Origin of the sequence: Pseudomonas sp. CFBP13528 (assembly GCF_005233615.1) — a bacterium.
GTDB classification, from domain to species: Bacteria; Pseudomonadota; Gammaproteobacteria; order Pseudomonadales; family Pseudomonadaceae; genus Aquipseudomonas; species Aquipseudomonas fluorescens_AM.
Genome location: NZ_QGAJ01000004.1, coordinates 462120 through 479299 on the forward strand (window position 1 = coordinate 462120; position 17180 = coordinate 479299).

At 62.9% G+C, this 17180-nt stretch carries 20 protein-coding genes and 1 pseudogene; 6 read left to right on the forward strand and 15 right to left on the reverse strand.

Annotated elements, in window-relative coordinates; genetic code table 11:
• Positions 1–51: 51 nt before the first annotated feature.
• From PspCFBP13528_RS11625 to tusD, 5 genes are read right to left on the reverse strand one after another with little or no spacing between them, the layout of a single operon-like run.
• Positions 52–1053, reverse strand: coding sequence for a glycosyl transferase family protein (locus PspCFBP13528_RS11625; RefSeq protein ID WP_137200256.1), 1002 nt, complete (start codon positions 1051–1053; stop codon positions 52–54).
• On the reverse strand, positions 1050–1385 hold the full coding sequence (locus PspCFBP13528_RS11630; RefSeq protein ID WP_065953150.1) for a TusE/DsrC/DsvC family sulfur relay protein: 336 nt from the start codon (positions 1383–1385) through the stop codon (positions 1050–1052). Before PspCFBP13528_RS11630 ends, PspCFBP13528_RS11625 begins: the two co-directional genes overlap by 4 nt.
• On the reverse strand, positions 1382–1660 hold the full coding sequence (gene tusB / locus PspCFBP13528_RS11635; RefSeq protein WP_137200257.1) for a sulfurtransferase complex subunit TusB: 279 nt from the start codon (positions 1658–1660) through the stop codon (positions 1382–1384). The genes PspCFBP13528_RS11630 and tusB overlap by 4 nt, the downstream gene beginning before the upstream one ends.
• Positions 1660–2010, reverse strand: coding sequence for a sulfurtransferase complex subunit TusC (tusC, locus tag PspCFBP13528_RS11640; protein WP_065953152.1), 351 nt, complete (start codon positions 2008–2010; stop codon positions 1660–1662). Before tusC ends, tusB begins: the two co-directional genes overlap by 1 nt.
• Positions 2010–2402 (reverse strand): sulfurtransferase complex subunit TusD, encoded by a 393-nt coding sequence (tusD, locus tag PspCFBP13528_RS11645; protein ID WP_065953153.1) that lies wholly within the window; start codon positions 2400–2402, stop codon positions 2010–2012. Before tusD ends, tusC begins: the two co-directional genes overlap by 1 nt.
• 158 nt (positions 2403–2560) lie before the next feature.
• On the opposite strand from tusD, the gene PspCFBP13528_RS11650 reads away from it, so the two are divergent.
• The gene (locus tag PspCFBP13528_RS11650) at positions 2561–3736 is read left to right on the forward strand and encodes a CaiB/BaiF CoA-transferase family protein (protein WP_137200258.1); all 1176 of its coding nucleotides are present in this window, start codon (positions 2561–2563) and stop codon (positions 3734–3736) included.
• A 91-nt stretch (positions 3737–3827) separates the two neighbouring features.
• On the opposite strand, the gene PspCFBP13528_RS11655 is transcribed toward PspCFBP13528_RS11650, so the two are convergent.
• Together PspCFBP13528_RS11655 and PspCFBP13528_RS11660 are read right to left on the reverse strand one after the other, a co-directional pair.
• The gene (locus PspCFBP13528_RS11655; protein WP_065953213.1) at positions 3828–4322 is read right to left on the reverse strand and encodes a SprT family zinc-dependent metalloprotease; all 495 of its coding nucleotides are present in this window, start codon (positions 4320–4322) and stop codon (positions 3828–3830) included.
• A 128-nt stretch (positions 4323–4450) separates the two neighbouring features.
• A complete protein-coding gene (locus PspCFBP13528_RS11660) occupies positions 4451–5053 on the reverse strand; it encodes a Yip1 family protein (RefSeq protein WP_137200259.1) in 603 nt (200 codons plus the stop codon).
• Between the two features lie 362 nt (positions 5054–5415).
• Here PspCFBP13528_RS11660 and ttcA point away from each other — a divergent pair, with 362 nt between their 5' ends.
• On the forward strand, positions 5416–6240 hold the full coding sequence (ttcA, locus tag PspCFBP13528_RS11665; RefSeq protein ID WP_065953156.1) for a tRNA 2-thiocytidine(32) synthetase TtcA: 825 nt from the start codon (positions 5416–5418) through the stop codon (positions 6238–6240).
• 67 nt (positions 6241–6307) lie between these two features.
• The gene (locus tag PspCFBP13528_RS11670) at positions 6308–6979 is read left to right on the forward strand and encodes a DNA-3-methyladenine glycosylase I (protein ID WP_137200260.1); all 672 of its coding nucleotides are present in this window, start codon (positions 6308–6310) and stop codon (positions 6977–6979) included.
• 3 nt (positions 6980–6982) lie between these two features.
• Here PspCFBP13528_RS11670 and PspCFBP13528_RS11675 read toward each other — a convergent pair whose 3' ends face one another.
• Genes PspCFBP13528_RS11675 through arsC form a run of 3 tightly spaced genes read right to left on the reverse strand, consistent with a single transcriptional unit; the run spans position 6983 to position 8338 of the window.
• Positions 6983–7390, reverse strand: a complete 408-nt coding sequence (locus PspCFBP13528_RS11675) for a DUF2069 domain-containing protein (protein WP_137200261.1) — start codon at positions 7388–7390, stop codon at positions 6983–6985.
• On the reverse strand, positions 7374–7988 hold the full coding sequence (gene wrbA / locus PspCFBP13528_RS11680; protein WP_065953159.1) for an NAD(P)H:quinone oxidoreductase: 615 nt from the start codon (positions 7986–7988) through the stop codon (positions 7374–7376). Before wrbA ends, PspCFBP13528_RS11675 begins: the two co-directional genes overlap by 17 nt.
• Positions 7985–8338, reverse strand: a complete 354-nt coding sequence (arsC, locus tag PspCFBP13528_RS11685; protein ID WP_065953160.1) for an arsenate reductase (glutaredoxin) — start codon at positions 8336–8338, stop codon at positions 7985–7987. The genes wrbA and arsC overlap by 4 nt, the downstream gene beginning before the upstream one ends.
• 115 nt (positions 8339–8453) lie before the next feature.
• Here arsC and PspCFBP13528_RS11690 point away from each other — a divergent pair, with 115 nt between their 5' ends.
• A complete protein-coding gene (locus PspCFBP13528_RS11690) occupies positions 8454–8915 on the forward strand; it encodes a TlpA disulfide reductase family protein (RefSeq protein WP_065953161.1) in 462 nt (153 codons plus the stop codon).
• Between the two features lie 141 nt (positions 8916–9056).
• On the opposite strand, the gene PspCFBP13528_RS11695 is transcribed toward PspCFBP13528_RS11690, so the two are convergent.
• The 4 genes from PspCFBP13528_RS11695 to PspCFBP13528_RS11710 all read right to left on the reverse strand — a co-directional run bounded on the left by PspCFBP13528_RS11695 (position 9057) and on the right by PspCFBP13528_RS11710 (position 13798).
• Entirely contained in the window at positions 9057–9461 is a 405-nt protein-coding gene (locus tag PspCFBP13528_RS11695) for an META domain-containing protein (protein WP_065953162.1), read from the reverse strand.
• Entirely contained in the window at positions 9458–9898 is a 441-nt protein-coding gene (locus PspCFBP13528_RS11700) for a hypothetical protein (protein ID WP_137200262.1), read from the reverse strand. The genes PspCFBP13528_RS11695 and PspCFBP13528_RS11700 overlap by 4 nt, the downstream gene beginning before the upstream one ends.
• Before the next feature lie 74 nt (positions 9899–9972).
• On the reverse strand, positions 9973–10959 hold the full coding sequence (locus PspCFBP13528_RS11705) for a 2-hydroxyacid dehydrogenase (RefSeq protein WP_137200263.1): 987 nt from the start codon (positions 10957–10959) through the stop codon (positions 9973–9975).
• 85 nt (positions 10960–11044) lie between these two features.
• On the reverse strand, positions 11045–13798 hold the full coding sequence (locus tag PspCFBP13528_RS11710) for a response regulator (protein WP_065953165.1): 2754 nt from the start codon (positions 13796–13798) through the stop codon (positions 11045–11047).
• 165 nt (positions 13799–13963) lie between these two features.
• Here PspCFBP13528_RS11710 and PspCFBP13528_RS27805 point away from each other — a divergent pair.
• Positions 13964–14194, forward strand: a pseudogene (locus tag PspCFBP13528_RS27805) (ATP-binding protein); the annotation flags it as partial.
• A gap of 3 nt (positions 14195–14197) precedes the next feature.
• On the opposite strand, the gene PspCFBP13528_RS11720 reads toward PspCFBP13528_RS27805, so the two are convergent.
• The gene (locus PspCFBP13528_RS11720) at positions 14198–14713 is read right to left on the reverse strand and encodes a DUF2062 domain-containing protein (protein ID WP_065953166.1); all 516 of its coding nucleotides are present in this window, start codon (positions 14711–14713) and stop codon (positions 14198–14200) included.
• 135 nt (positions 14714–14848) lie between these two features.
• On the opposite strand from PspCFBP13528_RS11720, the gene PspCFBP13528_RS11725 reads away from it, so the two are divergent.
• Positions 14849–17074 carry a DNA internalization-related competence protein ComEC/Rec2 gene (locus PspCFBP13528_RS11725; protein ID WP_137200264.1) on the forward strand — a complete coding sequence of 742 codons (2226 nt, stop codon included), beginning with the start codon at positions 14849–14851 and terminating at the stop codon, positions 17072–17074.
• The last annotated feature ends 106 nt before the right edge of the window (positions 17075–17180 follow it).

Below are 17180 nucleotides of genomic sequence, written 5' to 3' on the forward strand. Positions count from 1 at the left end.
TAAAGGGATGAGTTCGAACTAAAAGCGCAAAGACCGGAGCTCAATGATCGATTAAATCGATTTGTCTCGCGCCTCCCAGTACTGCCGGGCCAGTTCGAACGCTTGCTCGCGGGTGCGTCCAAGGCCGCGCAAGGCCAGGGCCATGGTCGCGATCAATGCCAGTTGCGGGTAGCTGTCTTCGACGTCGCCACGCCACACGGCGTTCAGGTGCTCGGGCTCCAGGCTCGCCGGTTTGACGTGGCGCTGGGCGGAGAGGGCAGGCCATTCTTCGTCCCAGCTCTGGCCGCCGGTGGTGCCATACAAGTGGCTGAGGGTGTCGGGGTTGATCTCGATCTCGCCGCCGTCGCCCTTGACCACAATCACGTTGTCGCCCAGCAGGCCACTGGCATCGCGGTGCACGCCCTGGTAACCCGGGTGGAAAATGCTTTGCAGGCCGCAACGGGCATTCAGCGGGTTGAGCAGGCGTGCCAGGGAGTGGATCGGCGAGCGCAGGCCCAGGGTGTTGCGCAGGTCGATCATGCGCTGCAACTGGGGTGCCCAGTCACCCAGCGGGATAAACGCCAGGTTGCCGTGTGCATACGCCGCCTCGACCTGTTGCCAATTGCGGCACAGCGGTATGTGCAAGCGCTCCAGCAGTTGCTCGGTGTACAAGCGCCCCGCCGTATGCGCGCCGCCGCCGTGCATGAGGATGCGCACGCCCTGTTGCGCCAGGCATTTGGCCGCCAACAGGAACCAGGGCAAGTGGCGCTTTTTGCCCGCATAGGTCGGCCAGTCGATATCGACATTCAATGCGGGCGGGTTCAACCGCTCGCGTACCGCTTCGGTGAAGCCGGCGAGCTCTTCCGGGCTTTCTTCCTTGTGCCGCAGCAGCATCAGGAAGGCGCCCAGTTGGGTGTCTTCGACTTTTTCGTCGAGCAGCATGCCCATGGCTTGCCGCGCTTCCTCACGGGTGAGGTTGCGTGCGCCGCGCTTGCCTTTGCCAAGGATGCGCACGAACGGCGCAAACGGATGTTCTTCAGGCGTCGAGAGGGTCAGGGGGGCAAAGTCGGTCATAAGCAATTCGTCGGCCTGGGCAGGCCCGCCAGCTTGGCGGCGAGTTTGGCGGGAGTGCCGTTGAACAGTTTGTTGAGGTGCAGGCTGTTGCCCTTTTGCGGGCCGAGCTTCAAGGCGGTGTACTTGATCAGCGGGCGCGTGGCGGGGGACAGCTGGAATTCGGCATAGAACTGGCGCAGCAACAGGAGGATTTCCCAGTGGTCCGGGGTCAGCTCCACGGCTTCGGCGGTGGCCAGGGCGTGCGCCACCTCATCGGACCAGTCATCCAGGTCGACGAGGTAGCCGTCCTTGTCCAGCTCGAGGGTGCGCGTGCCTACGGTCAGCGTGTTCATAGCCAAGTATTGACCTTGTCATAGTCGATCGACAACTGCACGAAGCCCGGATAGTCCACGCTGTCGGCCCAGTCCGGGAGCGGCAGGTTGCGTGCCTGCAGGTCTTCAGCCAGCACAAACACTTTCACCCCCTTGGTTTGCAGCGCTGCGTTGTGCAGGCCGTAGGCGCCGTCGCCGCACAGCAGGATGGCATCCGCGCTGCCGCACACACGCAGGCAACTGTCCAGACGGCTGTCGGTAAAGGGGGAGTGGGTCACCACATGTAGAGTCGACATCAGAGGGTAATCACCTGGTCGTAACGGTCAATCAGCTGGGTAATGGCTTGGCTGTCCAGCGCCTGCGCAGTGTGCGGTGGCGGCAGCCCGCGCGCGGACAGGCTGTGGCTGCAGGCGAACACGTCATCGATGCCGAACAGGCCCAGCGCCTGCAGGTTGGCGCTCAAATCCTTTTGTTGCACGGCCTTGGCGTCCTGGTGCGGCGCCAGCTGGAACACACCGTCGTCCAGAAACAGCAGGCCGATGGGCAGGTCGAACGCGCCGCCGGCCAGCACGATATCCAGCGCTTCGCGCGCACTGGGGCCGGACCACGGCGCCTGGCGGCTGATGATCAGCAATGATTGGGCCATCACGAGCCTCCAAAACAGATCAGGCGGTCGGCGTCCTGGATCGCGTCATGCAATTGCCCCAGGCCCGACAAGGCCCAGGGCGCGTCCAGGTTCACCGCGCTGCGTTGATAGCGCGTGGCTTCCTCGGCATTGAGCACGCCGCGGCGCAAGGCGGCGGCGATGCACACGACGCCGTCCAGTTGGTGAGTACGGACAAATTCGCGCCATTGGCGCGCGATGTCCTGCTCGTCCTGGGGCGCGACGATGTTAGTGGAGGCGCTGTACACGCCATCCTGATAAAAAAACAGCCGCACAATCTCATGCCCGCCGGCCAGGGCCGCCTGGGCGAACAACAGGGCGCGGCGCGAGGCGGGCGCGTGGGCGGCGCTATACAGTGCAATCGCGAACTTCATGGAACACTCTGCCAACAAACGTGGGCCAATGATAAAGCCGCCGCGACGAAAAAGCCCGCCGTGATCAAAACGGTCACTGCGGTTGATTGTTCTGACGATTGCCGTCAGCGCCGAAGGCTGACTACGCTGTGGCCAGTCCAATTGCAAACGGAGTTTGTATGTCAGGTCCCTTGGCGTCTCTCAAAGTGCTGGATTTTTCCACCCTGCTGCCCGGCCCGTTCGCCTCGCTGATGCTGGCGGATATGGGCGCCGATGTATTGCGCATCGAATCGCCGACGCGGCCGGACCTGTTGCGCGTGTGGCCGCCCCATGATCACGGCACGTCGGCGAGCCATGCCTACCTCAATCGCAACAAGCGCAGCCTGGCACTGGACCTCAAGCGGGCCGAGGCGCTACAGATCGTCCTTGAGCTGGTCAAGGGCACCGATATTCTCATCGAGCAGTTCCGCCCCGGGGTCATGGACCGTCTGGGCCTGGGGTACGCCGCACTGCAGGCGATCAACCCCAGGCTGATCTATGTGTCGATCACCGGCTACGGCCAGACCGGTCCCTACAGGGATCGCGCCGGTCACGACATCAACTATCTCGCAGTCGCAGGCTTAGCCAGCCACACCGGGCGACGGGACAGTGGGCCGTTGCCGCTGGGCGTGCAACTGGCGGATGTGGGGGGCGGGTCCCTGCATGCAGTGGTGGGCGTGCTCGCGGCGGTGGTTGCACGGCAGCACAGCGGCGTCGGTCAATACCTGGATGTGAGCATGACCGACTGCTCGTTCAGCCTGAACGCCATGGCCGGCGCGGGTTACCTGGCCTGCGGGGTAGAGCCGGAGCGGGAAAACCATGTGCTCAATGGCGGCAGTTTTTACGATTACTACCGCACCCGGGACGGACGCTGGATGTCGGTGGGCAGCCTGGAACCGGCGTTCATGCAGCGGCTGTGTGAAACCCTGGGGCGACCGGAGCTGGCGCTGCACGGCGTGAAGCCCGAGCAGCAGCCGGCACTCAAGCGGGCGTTGCAGGTGGAGTTTGAAAAACGCAGTTTTGACGAGCTGTGCGCGTTATTTGCGCAAGTGGATGCGTGTGTGGAACCGGTGTTGAGCTTGAGCGAAGCGCTGGCGCATCCGCAGTTGCAGGCGCGCGGGTTGATCAGCCAGGTGCCGAGGGGCGATGGTTCGACCCAGGCGCAGATGGCCTGCCCGCTGAAGTTCTCCGAGGGTTTGCCGGCGCCACGGCATATCGGGGCTGAGGTCGGCGCGCACAGTGATGAAGTGTTGGCGGAGTTGGGGTTGAGTGCTCAGCGGATTGCGGATTTGCGGCAGGCCAAGGTCATTGGGTGACTGCTCTGGCGCTATCGGGGGCAAGCCCCCTCCCACATTCGCCCGTGTTCACAGCGTTAAGGTGGGAGGGGGCTTGCCCCCGATAAGGCCCTCATTCCACCCGAGTCTCCCCAGTGAACACAAGAGTATGTCGGCACCGCCGACACAAGTACCGCCGCCCCTGGCCGACCAGCCCATGACGCTGGGCCGAAAACGCAAAGTCGCTGTCGGCACACGGGCACCGGTAGATATAGCGAGTCACCTGGCGACGCTTGACTGCGTAGGTGTGACAACGGTCCGGCGGCAGTTCGTAAACCCCACGCATGATCAACTGCCATTCCTCCCCATGGGGCTGGATGCGCTCGCCAAACAGTTGGTGGGCAATCAGATGCGCCACTTCGTGGGCCACGGTCTGTTTCAGGAAGTGCTGGCTGTTTTCTTGATAGAGCTGAGGGTTGAAGCGCAGCAGGTTTTCGTGCAAATGCGCGACACCGGCTTTCTGGCCCCGCAGCTTGAGGCTGACCGTGGGGCGTTTGAAGCTTCGTTTGAAAAAGGATTCGGCTTGCAGGAAACAATCTTCGACGCGGGTATTGAGTTGCTCGGGCATGCTGTACATATCTCCAGAGACGCCCAGTATGCCGCAAAGCAGGGTGTTTTCGAATCTGTCAGGCGCCGAATGGTCGTGCATAACGTACAAAGCCACCTTCTCGGTGGCTTTGTCTGCATTCCAGGGGCTCAACTGGTGTAGATGGGCCCGACGCCCAGGCCCCAGACGATCACGGTAAACGCCATGATTGCCACCAGCACCACCAGGCCTACAGCCAATACCGAGCTGGAAAACAGAAAGCCTTCATCCGGGTCGATACCCATGAACGTCGGCAAGCCTACGTACAGCAGATACACCGTGTAGCAGATCGCTGCGGTCCCCACCACCATACCCAGCCACATGTGCGGATAGAGTGCCGCCAACCCGCCGATGAACAGGGGCGTCGCGGTGTAGGTGGCAAAGGCCACGCAACGCGCCATGCTGGGGTTGGCATCATAGGTGCGGGCCATCCAGTGAATGAACGCGCCCATCACCGCCACACCGCCCAGCATCGCGGCGTACGACATCAGGGTCATCCATAGCGCGCTTTCCTGGGTGAGCATCACCGGGGCACGGTTGCCGATGACCCAACCGACCCGGGTGGTGCCGATAAATGCGGCTACGGCGGGGATCGCTGCGAGAACCAGCGTGTGAGTGAGGTACATGTGGCTGATGCTTTCTTCCTTATCGCCACGAATTTCCCGCCATTCCTGATCGGGATGGGTAAACAGCCCCACGACGTGATGGATCATGCCAGTCACTCCTGTCGTTATTACTATCGCCCCCATCGGAGCGCCCACCGGCCAACTGGCCTGCAAGGTCTGGATAGTTGTGCGACCTCACGTCGCAGTATAGGAAGTGATGTCCGGTAAAACTGTAGGGCCTTTAGAGTAAATCGCGCTGTAAACACGGGGCGTAATCGCCGCTGGGTCTGTGGATGGCAATTCGATCCAATGTGGGAGGGGGCTTGCCCCCGATGGCAGTGTGTCAGTCGAGGTAGTTGCTACTGATACACCGCAATCGGCGGCAAGCCCCCTCCCACATTGGAACTTGGTCGTCCATACCGGTAAAATGCCCGGCTTTTCGTCACACACCTCTAGCGGATCCAAGCGCCATGGGCACTCTTACGGTCAACCAGAACAAACTGCAAAAACGCCTGCGTCGCCTGGCCGGTGAAGCGGTCGCTGATTTCAACATGATCGAGGAGGGCGACAAGGTCATGGTCTGCCTCTCCGGCGGCAAAGACAGCTACACCCTGCTCGACGTGCTGCTGCACCTGCAAAAGGTCGCGCCGATCAAGTTCGAGATCGTTGCCGTCAACATGGACCAGAAGCAGCCGGGCTTTCCCGAGCATGTGCTGCCGGCCTATCTGAAGGAATTGGGCGTCGAGTACCACATCGTCGAGAAAGACACTTACTCGGTGGTCAAGGAGCTGATCCCGGAAGGCAAGACCACCTGCTCGCTGTGTTCGCGCCTGCGGCGTGGCACGCTCTATACCTTCGCCGATGAGATCGGCGCGACCAAGATGGCCCTGGGGCATCATCGCGACGACATCGTCGAAACCTTCTTCCTGAATATGTTCTTCAACGGTTCGCTCAAGGCCATGCCGCCCAAGCTGCGCGCCGATGACGGACGCAACGTGGTGATCCGCCCGCTGGCGTATTGCAACGAGAAGGACATCCAGGCTTATTCCGACTTCAAGCAATTCCCGATCATCCCGTGCAACCTGTGCGGCTCCCAGGAAAACCTGCAACGCCAGGTGGTCAAGGAAATGCTGGTGGACTGGGAGCGCAAGACCCCTGGGCGTACCGAGAGTATTTTCCGCAGCCTGCAGAATGTGATTCCGTCGCAATTGGCCGATCGCAACCTGTTCGACTTCGCCAGCTTGAAAATCGATGAGACGGCAGCTTCGCGTTTCGTCAATGTAGTGAACCTCTGAGCCTTATCGAGGCTCTAGTACACGGCGCTTGCGGGCGCCGTTTTCCATTCAACTGCCAGGAGAGGGCATGCGCGATTACAAGTGGCTGCACGAATATTGTCTGAATCGCTTCGGTTCGGCGGCCAAGCTGGAAGCCCATCTGCCTGTGCCCAAGACCCCGGCGCAACTGCGCAAGATCCCCGATGACCGTTACCTGTCGACCTTGGCGCTGCGGGTGTTTCGTGCGGGCTTGAAGCACAGTGTGGTCGATGCCAAGTGGCCGGCATTCGAGCAAGTGTTTTTCGGTTTCGACCCGGAAAAAGTCGTGCTGATGGGCGCCGAGCACCTGGAGCGCCTGATGCAGGACACGCGCATCATCCGCCACCTGGGCAAACTCAAGAGTGTGCCGCGCAATGCGCAGATGATCCTGGATATCGAGCAGGAAAAGGGTAGCTTCGGTGCGTTTGTCGCCGAGTGGCCGGTGACCGATATCGTCGGGTTATGGAAATACCTGAGCAAACACGGTCACCAGTTGGGCGGGCTGTCGGCCCCGCGTTTCCTGCGCATGGTGGGCAAGGATACGTTTGTGCCGAGCTATGACGTGGTGGCGGCGTTGAATGCGCAGAAGATCGTCGACAAGGCACCCACCAGCCTGCGCGACCTGGCGGCCGTGCAGGGTGCCTTTAACCAGTGGCATGCGCAAAGTGGGCGGCCGATGTGTCAGTTGTCGATGATGTTGGCGTACACCGTCAACCATTGATCATCAGGCCGCCGCCATCCGGCGGTTCAACTGATGCCGCCAGCGCACATACAACAGCGCTGTGCAAAACACCGCCAGGCTCGCCAGCATCTCAAGCACCCCGAACCCTTGCCGGTTCGGGTCATACGCCGCCAGTGCGCCCTTGATGAAATACAGGTTCACCACAAAGCACATCCACGAATGCCCGCGCGCGCTGCCCGTGATCATCCCTGGCGCCAGCACCAGCAGCGGCACCAGTTCGATCAGCAGGATGACCCACGGGCGTGCCCCGTGCAGGTCGGCGACGAACAGGTAATACGCGCACAACAAGCCCGCCAGGCCGAAAAACGCCAGAAGACTCAGGGCGCGCGCCAGCTTGACCCGTGGTTCCAGCCACGCCTGGGACGGTAGAACCTTAGGCTTTCTGGCCAACGCCGTTCTCCAGCAGTGTGGCGGTCTTGGCCAGGCGCAGGCCCAGGGCTCGGCACAGGGCGATTTCATGCGGGTCGAGCAGACGCTTGCCGTCAGGCCCGGCGTGGTGGCTGGCGCCATAGGGCGTGCCACCGCCCTGGGTGTCGAGCAGCGCCTGTTCGCTATAGGGCAGGCCGGTGATCAGCATGCCGTGGTGCAGCAATGGCAACAGCATCGACATCAGCGTGGTTTCCTGGCCGCCGTGCAGGCTGGCGGTGGAGGTGAAGACGCCGGCGGGCTTGCCGACCAGGGCGCCGGTGAGCCACAGGTTGCTGGTACCGTCGAGGAAGTACTTGAGCGGCGCGGCCATGTTGCCGAAACGCGTCGGGCTGCCCAGGGCCAGGGCCGAGCAGTGTTTCAGGTCATCCAGGCTGGCATACAGCGCGCCCTCGTCCGGGATACTCGGTGCCACGGCTTCGCACTCGGTGGAGATCGCCGGCACGGTGCGCAGCCGGGCTTCCATGCCGCCTTGCTCGATGCCCCTGGCAATCTGCCGGGCCATTTCGCTGACCGAGCCATTGCGGCTGTAATACAACACCAGCACATAAGGCGTCGTCACGGCAGGATCTCCAGCACGTTTTCCGGCGGGCGGCCAATGATGGCTTTATCGGCGGTTTCCAGGATCGGGCGTTCCATCAACGAGGGGTGTGCGGCGATGGCGGCGATCAGTTGCGCTTCGCTGAGGCTGGCGTCGGCCAGGTTGAGGCTTTTATATTCATCTTCGCCGGTGCGCAACAATTGCCGGGCACTGAGGCCAAGTTTGGCCAGCAGGGCCTTTAATTGCGCCGCGTTCAGCGGCGTTTCCAGATAGCGCACCACGGTTGGCGTGAGGCCGCGGTCTTGCAGCAGTTCGAGCGCACCGCGGGATTTCGAGCAGCGCGGGTTGTGATAAAGCGTCAGATCGGTCATGTGCGGGTCGCATCTTGCGTAAGGTGGCAGGTATTCTACCTGCGCTGGCGCCTGTCCTTAAACCGTAAGAGGCGATAGGCCGCAGCCAACGTTCATTTTTGCGAAGGATTACCCCATGACAAGGCGACTGATCGGTGCATTGGCGATCATCACAACCCTGCTGCTCAGCGGCTGCGGTAACGATTACGGCGTTGATCAGTACGGCCAGAAGGTGCCGGCCGAGCGCCTGGACAAGCAGTGGCTGGTGGTCAATTACTGGGCCGAATGGTGTGGCCCGTGCCGCACCGAAATCCCCGAGCTCAATGCCCTGGCCGAGCAGCTCAAGGCGCAGAACGTGGGCGTGTTCGGGGTCAACTTCGACAATGTGCAGGGTGAGGAGCTCAAGGCTGCCAGTGACAAGCTGGGCATCAAGTTCACCGTGCTGGCGCAGAACCCGGAGGGGATCTTTGATATTCCGCGCAGCGAGGCGCTGCCGGTGACCTACATCATCGATGACCAGGGCAAGGTGCGCGAGCAACTGATGGGTGAGCAGACGGCGCAAGGGGTGTTGGCCAAGCTCAAGGCGCTGCGCGGTTAAAGCAAGACCTCAAATCAAATGTGGGAGGGGGCTTGCCCCCGATAGCAGTGTGTCAGTCACTGTATGTGCTGGCTGACACAGCGCCATCGGGGGCAAGCCCCCTCCCACATTTTGATCGCGCATGGCCCAAGATCGGCGGCGTCAGCCTTCTTCAAGCCACAAGCGAATCGGCTTGCCTTCGGCGGGCCAGAACCGCGTCTGCTCGATCGGCGAGATATCCCAGCGCTGGACGCCTTGCAGGGCCTGGAAGAAGCGGTGCTCCTGCTCCATCAGCGCCTCGGCGCACAGTTTGCGGGTGCTGCCGATGGCGCCGAAGCTGAGCTTGTCGCCTTCAAGGGTGTACGGCGCAAACCAGTGGTTGCAGCCGCCATTGCCATAGGCGCGACCATCGGCACCGAGGGTTACGGTCAGGTGCGCGTAGTCCATCAACGGCCGCTCGCCGATCCACTCCACCACATAGCTGTGATCCTGCTTGAGCTTGACCGCATCGCCGGCGCAGCCACTCAGGGCCGTACCCATCGCGGCGAGCAGCAGCAGGCGCTTCATTGTGCGGCCTGCTGGCATTTCGGGCAGCGGTGCCTGTCGCCTTCGCTGGCCCAGCCGAGTTCTTTGATCCGGGCATTGGCGGCCGGTTGCAGCGGTTCTTGGGTGAGCTTGGTTTCCACCGCGAATTCAAACTCCAGCACGCTGGCGCAGCTGTCGCAATTGACCTTCCAGGTGTGAATCTCCAACTCGCCGAATTTCGGCCCCTGGGCCATGGCGACCCATTGGCCCGCCGGGCGGATGGAGTAGCGCGCGTCACCTTCCACGGTCAGGCGCATCGACAGGGTTTTGCTGCCGCGCAGGGTAACGATCAGCACGTCGCCATGCTTGATCGAACCACCGTTGCCGGTGACTTGATAACGGCCCGGCACCAGGGCGCGGCATTCGATCAGGGTGTGTTGCGGGCTCAGCAAGCTGAAGCGGAAATCGTGTTCGGCCATGGATCCTCCAAATAGGCGCGGCATCCTATCACGGGTGCCGGACTATCATGAGCCCGGTATGTGACCGCTGATCATCACTCGACGAGGTTCTGCGCGCGACCGTCGGCCCACGCCGCGATATTGGCCAGTGTAGTGCCGGCAATCGCCGCCAGCGCCTCGCGGGTCAGGAAGGCCTGGTGGGCGGTGATGATCACATTGGGGAAGGTCAGCAGGCGGGCGAGCACGTCGTCTTGCAGGGGCAGGTCCGAGCGGTCCTCGAAAAACAGCTGGGCCTCTTCTTCATAGACATCCAGCCCCAGGTAACCGAGTTGGCCGTTCTTGAGCGCCTCCACCAGCGCCGGCGTGTCGACCAGGCCTCCGCGGCCGGTATTGATCAGCATGGCGCCCGGTTGCATGTGGGCCAGGGTGCCGGCGTTGATCAGGTGCCTGCTGTCGGCCGTCAGCGGGCAATGCAGGCTGATGACCTGCGCCTCGGCGAGCAGTTCGGGCAGGCTCACGTAGCGCGCGCCCAAGGCTTGGACCTCAGGGTTGGGGAAGGGGTCGTGGGCCAGCAGCCGGCAGCCGAAACCGCTCATGATCCTGGCGAAGGTGGCGCCGATCTGTCCGGTACCGACCACGCCGACGGTTTTGCCGACCAGGTCGAACCCGGTGAGCCCATGCAGGCTGAAGTCGCCATCGCGGGTGCGGTTGTAGGCGCGGTGCAGGCGACGGTTCAGGGCCAGGACCAGCGCCACGGCATGCTCGGCCACGGCGTGGGGCGAGTAGGCCGGTACGCGCACAACGCTCAGGCCCAGGCGCTTGGCGGCGCGCAGGTCGACATGGTTGTAGCCGGCCGAGCGCAACGCAATCAGGCGCGTGCCGCCTCTGGCCAGATGCTCGAGCACCGGGGCGCTGAGGTCATCGTTGATAAAGGCGCAGACTACCTCGTGGTGTTCGGCCAGGGCCACGGTGTCGAGGTTGAGGCGGGCGGGCTGGAATTGCAGCTCGATGCCCTGGGGGCATGGCTCAGCGCTAAAACTGTCGCGGTCGTAGGTTTGGCTGCTGAAAAGAATGACGCGCATTGAAGAGAGGCTCCCTGCAATTTACAAATGAGAAATGCTGACCAAATGTGGGAGGGGGCTTGCCCCCTCCCACATGGAAATTGGCTCAGGCGCTGACCCGCGCTTCACTGGCCAACCGCGCAATCGCCATGTCCAGTTCATCCAGTGCGGCCATGGCCTTGGCGTCGTCCTGCTTGAGCAGGGTTTCGGCGCGTTGACAGGCCGCGCGCAATTGCGGCACGCCGCAGTAGCGCGTGGCGCCATGCAGGCGATGGACGCGTTCGATCAAGGCATGATTGTCATTGGCTTCACGCGCGACCGTGATCGCCAGGCGGTCGGCTTCCAGGGAGGCCAGCAGCATGGCGAGCATGTCGGCTGCCAGGTCTGCCTTGTTGGCGGCCAGGCGCAGGCCTTCTTCATGGTCCAGCACCAGCAATTGCACGCCTGGGCCGAGGCCCTCGGGAAGGCGCTCCGGCCCTTGGTTGCGCAGGGCCAGGCCGGTCCATTTCAACACCACCTGGGCCAACTGCCGCTCGCTGATGGGTTTGGTCAGGTAATCGTCCATGCCGCTTTGCAGCAGGGCGCGTTTTTCGTTGGCCATCGCATGGGCGGTGAGGGCGACCACCGGCAGCGGCGTGCCATGGCGTTCGCTTTCCCATTGGCGAATCGCTTCGGTACTCTGGCGCCCGTCCATGCCGGGCATCTGCACGTCCATCAACACCAGATCGAAGGTTTCCTGCTTCACCGCGTCAATCGCCGCGTAGCCGCTTTCCACGGCCTGCACCTTGGCGCCCATGTCTTCAAGCAGGGTTTGCACCAGCAACAGGTTCGCCGGGTTATCGTCCACGCACAGCACACGCGGCGCACGGCTGGACAACGGCTCGCCCGGCTCGCTGCGTGAGGGCCGCGGGCTGATCAGGTCGGCCAGGGATCGGCGCAGCTTGCGCGTACACGCGGGCTTGGCCTGCAACTGGCTGTTGGGGTTGGGCACCGATTGGTTGAATAGCATCTGCTCGGTCGTCGGGCACAGCACCAGCACCTTGCAGCCCAGGTGTTCGAGGTCCCACAAGTGCTGGTTGAGGCGCTCGGGCGGAATGTCGTTGGCGGTGACGCCGAGCACCGCCAGGTCAATCGCCTGATCGGTCTGGTGCGCGCTGGTAATGCCGTTGGTCAGGCTTTCCAGGGTATTGAACGGGGTCACTTCCAGGCCGCAGTCTTCCAACTGATGTTGCAGGGCCTGGCGCGCCAGTTCGTGGTTCTCCAGCACGGCCACGCGGCGCCCGAGCAGCGGCGCGCTGGGCAAGTCTTCGACGTCGTCGCGGGTCTTGGGCAGGTTCAGGCTGATCCAGAACTCCGAGCCTTCGCCCGGTGTGCTGTCGACGCCGATTTCGCCGCCCATCTGTTCGATCAGGCGCTTGGAGATCACCAGGCCCAGGCCGGTGCCACCCGGCTGGCGCGACAGCGAATTGTCCGCCTGGCTGAAGGCTTGGAACAGCGCACGCACGTCCTGGTTGGACAGGCCGATGCCGGTGTCCTGCACGCTGATGCGCAGTTGCACGCTGTCTTCCTGTTCGTCCTCGATCATCGCCCGGGCAACAATGGTGCCTTCGCGGGTGAACTTGATCGCGTTGCTGATCAGGTTGGTCAGGATCTGCTTGAGGCGTAGCGGGTCGCCCACCAGTGACAGCGGCGTGTCACGGTAGACCAGGCTGACCAGTTCGAGCTGTTTGGCGTGGGCGGCGGGAGCGAGGATGGTCAGGGTGTCCTGCAGCAGGTCGCGCAGGTTGAAGGGCACGCTGTCGAGCACCAGTTTGCCGGCTTCGATCTTCGAGAAGTCGAGGATTTCGTTGATGATGCCCAACAGGTTGTCGGCGGATTTTTCGATGGTGCCCAGGTAATCCAGCTGACGTGGCGACAATTCGCTTTTTTGCAGCAAGTGGGTGAAGCCCAGGATGCCGTTGAGCGGGGTGCGGATCTCATGGCTCATATTGGCCAGGAATTCCGATTTGATCCGGCTGGCTTCCAGGGCTTCCTTGCGGGCCAGGTCCAGCTCGATGTTCTGGATCTCGATGGTCTCCAGGTTCTGGCGCACATCCTCGGTGGCCTGGTCGATGCTGTGTTGCAATTCCTCCTGGGCGTTTTGCAGGGTTTCGGCCATGCGGTTGATGCCCGATGCCAACTGATCCAGCTCCTGGCTGCCCAACGGCGGCAGGCGGGTTTCCAGGTTGCCGTCCTTGAGCTGGGCCACGGCTTGCTTGATCTGGCCGATCGGTGAATTGATGGTGCGGCTGATACGCAGGGCCAGCGCCGCGGTGCAGATCAAGCCGATGGCGATCAGCAGCAGGCTGGCGAACAGGCTGCGATAGCCGCGCAGCAGCATGCCGTTGTGGGACAGTTCCACCTCGACCCAGCCCAACAGGCGGTCGGACTCATCCGGAATCAGCTCGCCCGCCAGGTTGCGATGGCGGCCAAACACGGGCATGAGGTAGCGGGTGGCATCATTGCCGCTGCGCTGCAGCAGGTGCGAACTGTTGCCGGTGGGCGGTTGATTGAGCATGGTCGGACCGGCATGGGCCAGGGACGAGCGGTCCGGCGCCAGGATCGACACCGTACGCACGTCCGGTTGTTCCAGGGATTGGGTCGCGATGCGTTCCAGCAGATCCGTGTTTCTGCTGCTCAGGGCGGGCGCGACCAGCGGCGCCAACTGCTCGGCGATCATTTCGCCGCGTTGCAGCAACTGAGTCTGCAGTTCGGAGAGCTGCATCCAGGTGAAGTAGCCTCCCAACAGCAGGGCCATCAGGCTGGTCGGCAATAAAGTCAGCAACAGTACGCGGCCTTTTATCCCCATTCTTCTAAGCACGCCACTCTCCTGCTACCACATTGATATCAATCATCCACGCAGGCATCCGGCCCACGCCACGTGTGCAGTGTAGCCATTTGCGCCCTTGGGAATCTCGTAAATTAATGACACGTCGCAATCTTCGGGTCATTCGGCGCCGGCCGGCGATTGCCTGTATGGGCGGCACTGGACCGCGTGCGAGAGGGCGATCACTGGCATATCTGGCGGGAGGATCAGGGGGGAGGCATCGATGAGGCTGAGGTGAAACGTATCTTCGCGCCCATTATCCGGTTGGACGGTTCACGGCCCGGGCTTGCGCATTGCGCGCAACGCCGTGCAGCGGCGGAGTGGCCGTATCTGGGCGCAAATTCCGGGCAGGGCCTGCTGCGCGTACATCTGCACCTGCCTGCCCGTTAGCCCTCAGCGGCGGCGCAGTTTGCGTTTCTTCCACTGGTGCGCGACCCACCAGCGCCAATATCCCATGGTCAGGCAGTAGGCCAGGGCTCCCAATACCAACCCGCAGACCACCGAGCCCAGCAGGAAGGGTTGCCACATCGTGCTCAACTCGCCGCTGATCCATTCCCAGGTGAGGTTATCGGGCAGGCTGCGTGGCGGCACGTTCATCAACCAGGCGCCGGTCATGTAGGTGCAGACAAACACCACCGGCATCGTCACCGGGTTGGTCAGCCACACCAGGCTGACGGCAATCGGCATGTTGCCGCGCACCACGATCGCCAGGATCGCGGCCAGCAACATCTGCAACGGGATGGGGATGAACGCGGCAAACAAGCCCACGGCCATTGCCCGGGCCACCGAGTGTCGGTTCAGGTGCCAGAGGTTCGGATCATGCAGCAGGGTGCCAAGAAACTGTAATGACTTGTGTTCCCTGATACTGCTGGGGTCGGGCATGTACCGTTTGAATAAGCGCCGGGGCATATGGGGTCCAGGTCAGTTCGAGGGGCAAGTATGCGCGTATTCTATAAACAGAAAATTCAGACTTTGTGACAAAACATCAAAGGCGCCCCTGGGAACTCCGGCTAAGACTGAATGAATCATTGAAAGGAATGATTCATGAGGACAGGGATGTTCGCGCTCGCGCTGGGGTTGCTGACCCTGCGCTTTCTTCCGGCGTTGCCGCCCACCGGATGGCTGTTGGCCATGCTGGTGTTGGCCTTGATGCTGCTGCCGTTTCGCACCTATCCGCTGGCGTTTTTCCTGCTGGGCTTGAGCTGGGCTTGCATCAGCGCGCAGTGGGCACTGGATGATCGATTGCGCCCGGCGCTGGACGGCGAGACGCGTTGGGTGGAGGGGCGTGTGGTCGGGTTGCCGCAACAGACGGACACCGGCGTGCGCTTTGAACTGGCCGACAGCCGGTCGCGCAAAGCCCGGCTGCCCAAGCGCATCCGTGTGTCCTGGCGCGGCGGGCCGCCGGTGCGCAGTGGGGAACGCTGGCGCTTGGCTGTCACGCTCAAGCGGCCGTCCGGCCTGCTCAATTTTCATGGCTTCGACCAAGAGGCCTGGCTGCTGGCGCAACGCATTGGGGCCACGGGCTCGGTGAAACACGGCGAGCGCTTGGCGCCGGCCCGCAACGCCTTGCGCGACAGCCTGCGTCAACGCCTGAAGGCCGCCGATGCGCAAACCCATGAGGCCGCCCTGGCAGCGTTGGTGCTGGGTGACGGTTCCGGGCTGAGCGCGGAGCAATGGCAGGTGTTGCAAGACACCGGCACCGTGCACTTGTTAGTCATTTCCGGTCAACACATCGGCTTGCTGGCCGGGTTGATCTACGCACTGGTGGCCGGGATGGCCCGTTACGGTTGCTGGCCGCGCCACCTGCCATGGCTGCCATGGGCCTGCGGCCTGGCCTTTGCCGCAGCGCTGGGTTATGGCCTGCTGGCGGGGTTTGGCGTGCCGGTGCAGCGGGCCTGCGTGATGGTCGGTCTGGTGTTGCTATGGCGCCTGCGCTTTCGGCATCTGGGCGCGTGGTGGGCGTTGTTGCTGGCATTCAACGGCGTACTGCTGCTAGAGCCGCTGGCCAGTCTGCAGCCGGGCTTCTGGTTGTCCTTTGCGGCGGTTGCGGTGCTGCTCCTGACGTTCGGTGGACGGCTGGGGCCATGGAGCATCTGGCAGGCATGGACGCGTCCCCAGTGGCTGATTGCCGTCGGATTGTTTCCACTTTTGCTGGTGCTGGGTTTACCCATCAGCCTCACTGCGCCTGTGGCCAATTTGTTCGCCGTGCCCTGGATCAGTCTGGTGGTGTTGCCTCTGGCGCTGCTCGGTACGGTGCTGCTGTGGGTGCCCTCGATCGGTGACGGCCTGCTTTGGTTGGCCGGCGGGGCGTTGGAGGGGTGGTTCAAGGTGCTGACGCTGCTGGCCGGGCAGTTGCCGGCCTGGACGCCGGCCCAGGTGCCGTGGGCGTATTGGCTGGTCAGCCTGGTGGGCGCGGTGCTGCTGCTACTGCCCAAGGGGGTGCCGTTTCGGTTGCTGGGCTGGCCCATGCTGTTGCTGGCGGTGTTTCCTCCCAGGGAGTCGGTGCCCCACGGGCAGGTGATGGTGGTGCAGTTGGATGTCGGCCAGGGGCAGGCGCTGATCCTGCGCACCCGCAATCATGCGTTGCTTTACGATGCCGGACCGCGTTCCGGTTCGGTCGATCTGGGCGCGCGTGTGGTCGTGCCGGCGCTGAAAACGTTCGGGATAGCGCGGCTCGACATGCTGCTGCTGAGCCATGCCGACGCCGATCACGCCGGTGGCGCGGCAGCTGTAGCCCGTGGTTTGCCGATCAGGCGCGTGGTAGGCGGCGAAACCGAGGGCTTGCCGGCTTTTCTGGGGACTGAACCCTGTATCAGTGGCGAGCGGTGGGAGTGGGATGGTGTGTCTTTCGCGTTGTGGCAGTGGCCTGACGCCCTGAGTGGCAATCCAAAATCCTGCGTGTTGCAGGTGCAGGCCAATGGTGAACGGCTGCTGCTCACCGGCGATATCGACAGCGCGGCGGAGCGCGCCTTGCTTGACACGCCACTGGCGGTGCCGACCGATTGGCTGCAAGCGCCCCATCATGGTAGCCGCAGCTCGTCCTCCAGATCCTTTGTGCAGCGGCTTGCCCCCAAGACGGTGCTGATTTCCCGAGGCCGGGGCAACGCCTTCGGTCATCCTCATGCGCAAGTGGTAGCGCGCTATCAGGCCCAGGGCAGCCGACTATACGACAGCGCCGAACACGGGGCCGTGCGCTTTCAGTTGGGTGCCTTCCAGCCCGCCATGGTTGCGCGCAGTCAACGCCGGTTCTGGCGCGAACCGTTGCCGTAATCCGGCGTTACCAAACACCGAAGGCTGCGACAGGCCGGTCTGCGGCCAACGAACCCCGCTGCCGAACCTATATGATAAAGTGGCGCACTTTTTCGAGGGGGCATTC

Bases quoted from the DNA above. Each gene is read 5' to 3' on its own strand.
- PspCFBP13528_RS11625 (WP_137200256.1), bottom strand. From the start codon at position 1,053: ATGACCGACTTTGCCCCCCTGACCCTCTCGACGCCTGAAGAACATCCG.
- PspCFBP13528_RS11630 (WP_065953150.1), bottom strand. From the start codon at position 1,385: ATGAACACGCTGACCGTAGGCACGCGCACCCTCGAGCTGGACAAGGAC.
- tusB (WP_137200257.1), bottom strand. From the start codon at position 1,660: ATGTCGACTCTACATGTGGTGACCCACTCCCCCTTTACCGACAGCCGT.
- tusC (WP_065953152.1), bottom strand. From the start codon at position 2,010: ATGGCCCAATCATTGCTGATCATCAGCCGCCAGGCGCCGTGGTCCGGC.
- tusD (WP_065953153.1), bottom strand. From the start codon at position 2,402: ATGAAGTTCGCGATTGCACTGTATAGCGCCGCCCACGCGCCCGCCTCG.
- PspCFBP13528_RS11650 (WP_137200258.1), top strand. From the start codon at position 2,561: ATGTCAGGTCCCTTGGCGTCTCTCAAAGTGCTGGATTTTTCCACCCTG.
- PspCFBP13528_RS11655 (WP_065953213.1), bottom strand. From the start codon at position 4,322: ATGCCCGAGCAACTCAATACCCGCGTCGAAGATTGTTTCCTGCAAGCC.
- PspCFBP13528_RS11660 (WP_137200259.1), bottom strand. From the start codon at position 5,053: ATGATCCATCACGTCGTGGGGCTGTTTACCCATCCCGATCAGGAATGG.
- ttcA (WP_065953156.1), top strand. From the start codon at position 5,416: ATGGGCACTCTTACGGTCAACCAGAACAAACTGCAAAAACGCCTGCGT.
- PspCFBP13528_RS11670 (WP_137200260.1), top strand. From the start codon at position 6,308: ATGCGCGATTACAAGTGGCTGCACGAATATTGTCTGAATCGCTTCGGT.
- arsC (WP_065953160.1), bottom strand. From the start codon at position 8,338: ATGACCGATCTGACGCTTTATCACAACCCGCGCTGCTCGAAATCCCGC.
- PspCFBP13528_RS11690 (WP_065953161.1), top strand. From the start codon at position 8,454: ATGACAAGGCGACTGATCGGTGCATTGGCGATCATCACAACCCTGCTG.
- PspCFBP13528_RS11695 (WP_065953162.1), bottom strand. From the start codon at position 9,461: ATGAAGCGCCTGCTGCTGCTCGCCGCGATGGGTACGGCCCTGAGTGGC.
- PspCFBP13528_RS11700 (WP_137200262.1), bottom strand. From the start codon at position 9,898: ATGGCCGAACACGATTTCCGCTTCAGCTTGCTGAGCCCGCAACACACC.
- PspCFBP13528_RS11705 (WP_137200263.1), bottom strand. From the start codon at position 10,959: ATGCGCGTCATTCTTTTCAGCAGCCAAACCTACGACCGCGACAGTTTT.
- PspCFBP13528_RS11720 (WP_065953166.1), bottom strand. From the start codon at position 14,713: ATGCCCCGGCGCTTATTCAAACGGTACATGCCCGACCCCAGCAGTATC.
- PspCFBP13528_RS11725 (WP_137200264.1), top strand. From the start codon at position 14,849: ATGAGGACAGGGATGTTCGCGCTCGCGCTGGGGTTGCTGACCCTGCGC.